Raw genomic sequence first — 6921 nt, 5'->3', positions numbered from 1 at the left:
CTTTTTTCAATCTTATGGGCACTGTGATCCACTTAAAGTGAGAAATTCCCGGCCGTTACAATTCGATGATACACATTCCCGCCTACTAACCCGTCGACAATTTCCCATGGTCCATCATGGCGCAGGCGTTTTTCTTCTAACTCTTCCAAACTAGTAATCCTGCCATCAATCCACTCGTTTATCCGATATTTGACTGAATCAATTCGTGTAATCACGCCGCCATAACGAATATCAATGACTTCCCAGCCAAATGGCTTATAGGCTGCAAACCATACTTTGCGGTGCTTTTGACGTAAAAGATTCACATTGGTTTGAATCACATCCAATTGAACAAGGATGGATTTCATTTTCTCGAAATCTTTTCTCTCATAAGCTTCTTTCAGGACAAGACCAATTTCCGCCTTCTCACTAAGGACCCTTGCTAATTGTTCGTAAAAGCCAAATAGGTCCTCCCATCCAGTGTTATTTTGCTTTGCTCTTTCAAGCTCCGGGACTAATTTTTCATAATGCTCGCCTAAAGACAGGCCGCGGATATTTTCATCATATAATCCAATTAACACATCTTGGTAAAGTAACACTTTAGAAGTCATCGATGTGTTCATATTATCCTTCATGACGCCGGGTGTTTCGTCCAGCTTTTTTAACATCATAAAATCTTCAAAATGCCCATCGCCGCAAAATTCAAAGCGCTTCGATACCTGTTCGAGCGTCACATCCTGATGATAGGTATGCTCCGCGAATAATTGCAGGATTGGTAGTGATGTAGAGAACGGCGTTTCTGCCCCGTTATCGCCCCACATCGTGACAAAGACCTCTTTTACGCCTTCTTTTTTACAAGCCGCAATGCCGGCTTCCGTTGTCACAATCGCTTTTCCATAGTTCGGCGCGATTCCGTTCCACGTCCAGGCTCCGCCGGCAAATATCGGAGTTTTGCCGAGCAGTTGATGGTTTTTCATCTCTTTTTCATAAATCCCCTGATCCTTACTATAATAATTCCAGTAAACAAGCTCTACATCTGGAATCTGAGCAATAAGATCTTCCGGTATTTCACCGTTCTCATCTTTGTACTTGCTGTCCTCGGAAAACAATGGAAAATACATATCACTCCAAATCATCGGTTTCAGCCCGTGCTTTTCCGTAATTGAAACGACCTCTTGAAGATGCCGATTCATCAGATCAATATGGTTTTCATAGCCATGCTGCTGCAGGTATTTTCCTAACCCAAGCTGAAACGTCTCATCCATGCCGATATGAATCCGTTTGGTCCTAAATGGCTCCGAGGCTGCCTTTATACAATTCTCTAAAAACTCATACGTTTTCGGTTCGTCGACTAGTAAAATATCATCTGTATCCTTAATGTCTGCCGCATAATTCCATTTCAGCGCCTCTTTTAGGTGACCCAATGTTTGAATACACGGTATCATCTCAATCCCCAGCTTCTCGGCATATTCATCACATGCCCGCAGCTCCTCAAATGAATACCGTCCCCGCATGTATCCGAAATACGGATGTTCCTTTACCTCATACGTATCCTCCGTATAAAGCATCAAGGTATCCAGGCCCATGACAGCCATTCTTCGCAGCAGACTTTCTACCTCAGCAGTTGTTGGCACGGCATTTCTTGAGGCATCTAACATGACACCGCTCATGTCAAACTGAGGCTCCTCTGTTACATCAAATTCGTTCCCTTTTTGAAAATGTTCAATCCACAGTCCTAGAGCCCGGAAAAAGTGAATCGTCTTTTCAAAGGAAATTTCCCCGTGACCATTTTTATTAGCGACCCTTATCGGACCATTTTGATTTTTAAGCTGTACAGGGTACCCATCAGGAGAAAGTTGGATATGTACATTCTCCGTTACAAGTTTAAGCCCTTCAGCAACTGCTGATATTTCGCCGGTTAAGTGAAGTTTCATCTTGATCTCCCTTTTCACTTTCTTTTTATAAAAAAGTTCATTTATTGTTGATTGGCTATTCTTTCAAGCTTGGTAAACCGGCTCAGACAGACCCTCATCATCCAATAAGCTGGTGCGACCGCGGAAATAAACGGGATTAAGCCTGGAACCTTCAAAATTACCATGCCCACCACAAACAGCCCTGCTCCAATCCATATAGTCGTTCCGAAACCTGTCACTGCAAACAGAAACGATTGTTTGATATATTCCTTAGTAGATAACTGATAATGGACATAGATCGCAAAGAAATAACCAATTGACATGATAAATAGGAAGGCGACAAAGTATAAAAATACGAGCAGAAAGATTGAAAAAATACCAGTCATGATTCCCATTACAATTCGTATATCGAAAAAGAGGAAAAGGCCAATGCAGTAAAACACAAGGCCAATCCCATTACTTCGCTTCCACTCTTTAAAATACACATGCTTAAATGTCTTCCAGACAGATAGATCCGTATCTTTTCTAATCCATTTCCGGACAATGGTAAAAAGGGCAATAGATGAAGGAAAAAAGCCCAAAACCCCTAATCCTAGAACAGTAAAGGCAATCCAGCACAAATTAACCGAAACCACCCTCCATATCCAGTCAAACACAATCATCCATGAACCTTTTTTCATGATGTATCAACCTTTCCAATGGACTTTCACGGAATATCCTTTTACACTATACTCATTTACTTTACAGAATTGGTCTCCAGTAATTGGTGGTAAAGTGGACTTCCCTTGACCGCTTTACCCGTTAAACTTAAAACAAATTCACTGAACATCGTGTTTGCCCATGCAAACCAATCCCTTGTAAATTCTTCCGGGCAATCAGAATTAAAGCCCTCATGCATGAAAGTAGTACCGCCATCAGTATTTTTGAAATAAGCTAAAATTTCCTGCCTTTCCGTTTCATTTGTCGCTGTCATCCCTTGGATGGCCAGTGCAATATGCCATATGTAATGATCAGGAGTATGCGGACTGCCAATCCCATTTGCATATTTTCCTTCATAATAATAAGGATTATCTCTGCTCAGCAGAAAATTGCGTGTATTTACATATCTCGAGTCATCAAATGGAAGGTAGCCTAAATACGGTGCGGCCAGCAAACTCGGAACATTGGCGTCATCCATTAAATTGACCCGTCCTTCTCCATCGGTTTCATAGACGTACATATCACCGTGAATCGGATGATCCAGCTTAGCATACTGCTCAATGCCATTTTGAATTTCCGCGCGGAGCTTTAGGCATTCTTCTTTTAAGGAAGGATGGTTTAGCACTTCCTCACACATTTCAGCTGCATAGCCTAGGATGACAACGGCAAACATATTCGCTGGTACGAGATATCCGTAGGTGCAGGCATCGTCACTCGGACGGAAGGCGCTCCATGTCATCCCGGTCGGAACAACACGGCCCCCCTTGCCCTCACGAATTAAAGTATCCGATTGACGGCAATCCGAACGCTCAAACCGGTAAGGAGAATTGTTTTCATGATCTTGTTCGGTTCTCCATACTTGGATAATCGTTTCAATCACCTGCTGGAACGTTTCTTTTAAATGAGAGGTACGTCCCGTTGATTTCCAAAATAGGTAGGCCAGCTGCACCGGATAGCACAAGGAATCAATTTCATATTTTCGTTCCCAAACATAAGCTGACATTTTTGTATCGTCCGTTTGATGACCTTTGCCATTTGCACTCTCATTGAAGGCATTGGCATAAGGGTCGTGTAAAATAAAAGCATAATGCTGGCGGATTACCCCTTCAAGCAAATCCGCGATTTTTTCATCCTCTTCCGCAGCCAGCAAATAAGGCCGTACCTGGGCAGCTGAATCCCGCAGCCACATCGCTGGAATATCGCCGGTGATGACAAATGTTTTGCCATCTTCTTGTTTTTTCATCGTAGTTGTATACGTATTGACAAAACATTGCTCAAACATCTGCTGAAGCTTGAGATCATCAGGGAAAAATTCCTTGACGTGATTGATAAGTTTTTGCATTGATTCAGGAATCACTGTCGTCATGTTCCCACTCCTATTCCTTTTTTTCGAAACCAAGTGTGATGATTTCGTATTTTTCTACTTCATATATATCCGCTGATTGATTTGTTTTTTCTTCAAGAATCGTACTCTTATAGGATTGATAGCCATTATTAATAGAAGCTTTTAGGCTTTTCTTTTTCTCTGACGGATTAAACCAGCGAATCATGACATCATTCTTCTCTTCCCCAGCTTTCATCGACGTCCATACAAGACCGTTTGGCTCTGAGTTTACAAACTGATAGGTCCCCGGCAATATCCCCTCATGGGAGTCTGTCTGAATAACTGTTAGCGGTACTTTGTATTGGTAAGCATCCACAAATGCTTGTGACTCAATGACATCCTTTTCATGGGGCAGGACCTGCCATTCTGCTGTTTGCATGCCCAAGCATTGGGCTTCAGGTGTCGGGAAGTAGCCCCAGTCGCCCAGTTCCGCCGTCGAGCGAAGCACCGTAACGGCAATCGTTCCGTCTGCCGGTAGGATTTCATATTCTTGAAGTCCATCGGTTGCAATGGTTAAGCCCAACTTGTCATCTGAGAGACTCGAGAATCGCTGCTGATGATGACAGAAGCTTGGATTTTCCCATTCCTTCTCCGGCGTATTCGGGCGCGTAACGATTTCAAAAATACTGCCTGCCTTATGTGTTTGAGTTTGCAGTCCGGTCGGGAAGAGCACGCGCAGACGGTGATCCGTTGCTTGGTTATCAATCGTAAGCTTAAAGGCTGGACCCTTCATTCCTTTTTCAAGGGTAACAATCGTTCGCAGTGTGATCGTTGTCATTTCGCTTGATCTGCCCGCTTCTCTTTCCTTATGCCAAATCAATTTATTCCGTTCAATGGCTAATCGGTCGTCGGCAGAAACTGGAATCGATAAAGTGTGCGTGAACTCTAGAACGGTTCTGAGCGAATTTCTCTCTACAACGGTAAATTCCGCCGGCATCCCTTTTGTTGTGATCGCGGCATGGCCGTTAGCTTCCTTGTACATATATTCGTTTCCGACATCCCCAGTGTCTTCGTAAATCCCAAGACGATGGAAAGTCCCGCCGGATTGCTTATCGGTTAAATCATAGCTTCCATCTTCATGGAACAGTAAATGAACAGATTCATTTTCCATTTCAAGACTGGCATCCTGTTGGTGAACCTCTTGCATGGTCTTATGATTAGCCGGCACAAGGAAAAATGTTTTATAGCCAAATGACGGAATACTCTCAGCGAAAAATGAAAGCTTTGCCCGTTTGGCAAAAAACGGCTGCCGGAATTTATCATCTGGTAAATCGTAGCCGAATTCGACCGTTGGGACCTCAAGCTGACATTCGACCGTTTTGCCTTGATCATCTACCAGCTTGTAGTCTGGTATTTCTTTATCCTGCAAATAGGCTGGAATCTCTTCAAAGTGCATTTGTGAAAAATACACCTTTTCAAGATCAACGGTTTTCGTGATAACTTCATTTTTCACCCATCCGGTTGTATTCATCACAATAAGCGGAATGCCGCCTTCCGGTGTTTTTGATGTATCAATCGTACGTGCCAGTTTCTCTGCCTGTTCCTGTACGAATACTTCACCCATTTGCGAAACGTTTTCAAAACGGGTAACCATTTCGCGGTGAACCTCATCGACACTGCAGCCGCAAATGCTGTCATGCGGGTGATTCTTCATCAGCGATTTCCACATAAAGCGGATGTATTCTCGCGGGTAGGTGGCGCCCGCTAAATAATTCATCGTTGCCATCGGTTCAGCTGTTTTTTCCAACAGGTTTTGACAGTGGTTGTTCCATTGCTTCAAGTAAATCCGGCTTGACGCGGTGTTGACGAGTGTAGACCAGCCGTCCGTCCGCTGGTTGCGGAGCTCCCCTTCAATGACCTGCAGCTTCTCTGGAAGAGAACCCTTTAATGCCTCTGTATATTCGTCAAAGCTTGAATGCTTAAAGTTGTAATCAGGATAAAGGACCGATGCCGTTTCAATCGCCTGCGGAATCGTTTTTTGCAGCGGCTGGTGGTCGCAGCCATTCATAAATAATAATTGATTCGTCGACGCATATTTCTCGGCCTCCTGGAGCTTTTTATCCCAGAATGCTTTTGCTTCGTCTTCATCCGCTGGGATTTCATTCCCGTTTGAATACCAATTGGCAAATAAAATTCCTAAAACACTGGAGCCATCCGGCGATTTCCAAACCATTTCGGAATATGGTGATTCAAAATTAGGAGTATCTGACACCGTGTTATTAAAGCCGGTCGGTTTTACGCCCCGTCCGAAGGCTGCTGTATCAATGCCCGCTTGTTTTAAAATTTGCGGTGCCTGCCCATAAATACCGAATGTATCTGGAAAATAGCCAATTTTTGAAGCATGGCCATAGGCTGACGTATCATTCAAACCAATCTGCAGGTTGCGGATATTGGCTTCAGAGCTCGTTAAAAACGCATCCTGCAGCACATACCAAGGGCCAATATAGAGCTTTTTCTCTTCAATTAATTGTTTCACGATTTCACGATTTTCTGGATGCACAGCAAAATAGTCCTCTAACAGAACTGTTTGCCCATCCAGATGAAAGGATTGAAAAGCATTTCCTTCCTGTTTATATTGTTCAATCAGTTGATTCATGAGTTTGATAAAGTAATAACGATGTTTCTCAAAAGGCAAATACCATTCCCTGTCCCAATGAGAATGGGAGATAATATGGGCTGTCTTCTTCATAAGACGTCCCCTCCTTCAATGATTTATATAACGATGCGAAAACGCTGTCATTTTTGTGTGATAAAATTCCTTCACCAATAACAATAAAAAAACCTGACCAAAGTAGCAATAGAATCCCGGCAAGTCATTAAGATATTACAGTGGATATTAAATTAGTCCATTGATTAAGCGAGGAAGCAAGGGGACGATATGAGCGGACTTATTAAAGACAGTTTCTTCGATTTCATCGGGCGTTTTGTCCTTAATAGGCCTTATTG

Annotated in this window: 4 protein-coding genes; all 4 read right to left on the bottom strand. The window is 43.1% G+C overall.

Annotated features, from left to right (window positions below):
• Nucleotides 1–32: 32 nt before the first annotated feature.
• The 4 genes from BSO02S_RS11810 to BSO02S_RS11795 are packed head-to-tail and all read right to left on the bottom strand — an operon-like array spanning nt 33 to nt 6664.
• A complete protein-coding gene (locus tag BSO02S_RS11810) occupies nt 33–1913 on the bottom strand; it encodes a beta-N-acetylhexosaminidase (protein WP_066067045.1) in 1881 nt (626 codons plus the stop codon).
• 41 nt (nt 1914–1954) lie between these two features.
• Nucleotides 1955–2572 (bottom strand): YesL family protein, encoded by a 618-nt coding sequence (locus BSO02S_RS11805; protein ID WP_066067043.1) that lies wholly within the window; start codon nt 2570–2572, stop codon nt 1955–1957.
• 56 nt (nt 2573–2628) lie between these two features.
• Complete coding sequence (locus BSO02S_RS11800; protein ID WP_066067040.1) at nt 2629–3957, bottom strand: glycoside hydrolase family 125 protein; 1329 nt, start codon at nt 3955–3957, stop codon at nt 2629–2631.
• Nucleotides 3958–3967: 10 nt separating this feature from the next.
• Nucleotides 3968–6664 carry an alpha-mannosidase gene (locus tag BSO02S_RS11795; RefSeq protein ID WP_066067038.1) on the bottom strand — a complete coding sequence of 899 codons (2697 nt, stop codon included), beginning with the start codon at nt 6662–6664 and terminating at the stop codon, nt 3968–3970.
• Between the last annotated feature and the right edge of the window lie 257 nt (nt 6665–6921).

The sequence above is a fragment of the Neobacillus soli NBRC 102451 genome, from assembly GCF_001591665.1.
In the GTDB taxonomy this organism is placed as follows: Bacteria; Bacillota; Bacilli; order Bacillales; family Cytobacillaceae; genus Neobacillus; species Neobacillus soli.
The sequence above is the reverse complement of the archived record's forward strand: the minus strand, read 5'-3'. Positions and strand labels throughout refer to the sequence as shown.

What these genes read in the sequence shown, in the direction of transcription:
- BSO02S_RS11810 (WP_066067045.1), bottom strand. Translation starts at nt 1,913, where the DNA reads ATGAAACTTCACTTAACCGGCGAAATATCAGCAGTTGCTGAAGGGCTT.
- BSO02S_RS11800 (WP_066067040.1), bottom strand. Translation starts at nt 3,957, where the DNA reads ATGACGACAGTGATTCCTGAATCAATGCAAAAACTTATCAATCACGTC.
- BSO02S_RS11805 (WP_066067043.1), bottom strand. Translation starts at nt 2,572, where the DNA reads ATGAAAAAAGGTTCATGGATGATTGTGTTTGACTGGATATGGAGGGTG.
- BSO02S_RS11795 (WP_066067038.1), bottom strand. Translation starts at nt 6,664, where the DNA reads ATGAAGAAGACAGCCCATATTATCTCCCATTCTCATTGGGACAGGGAA.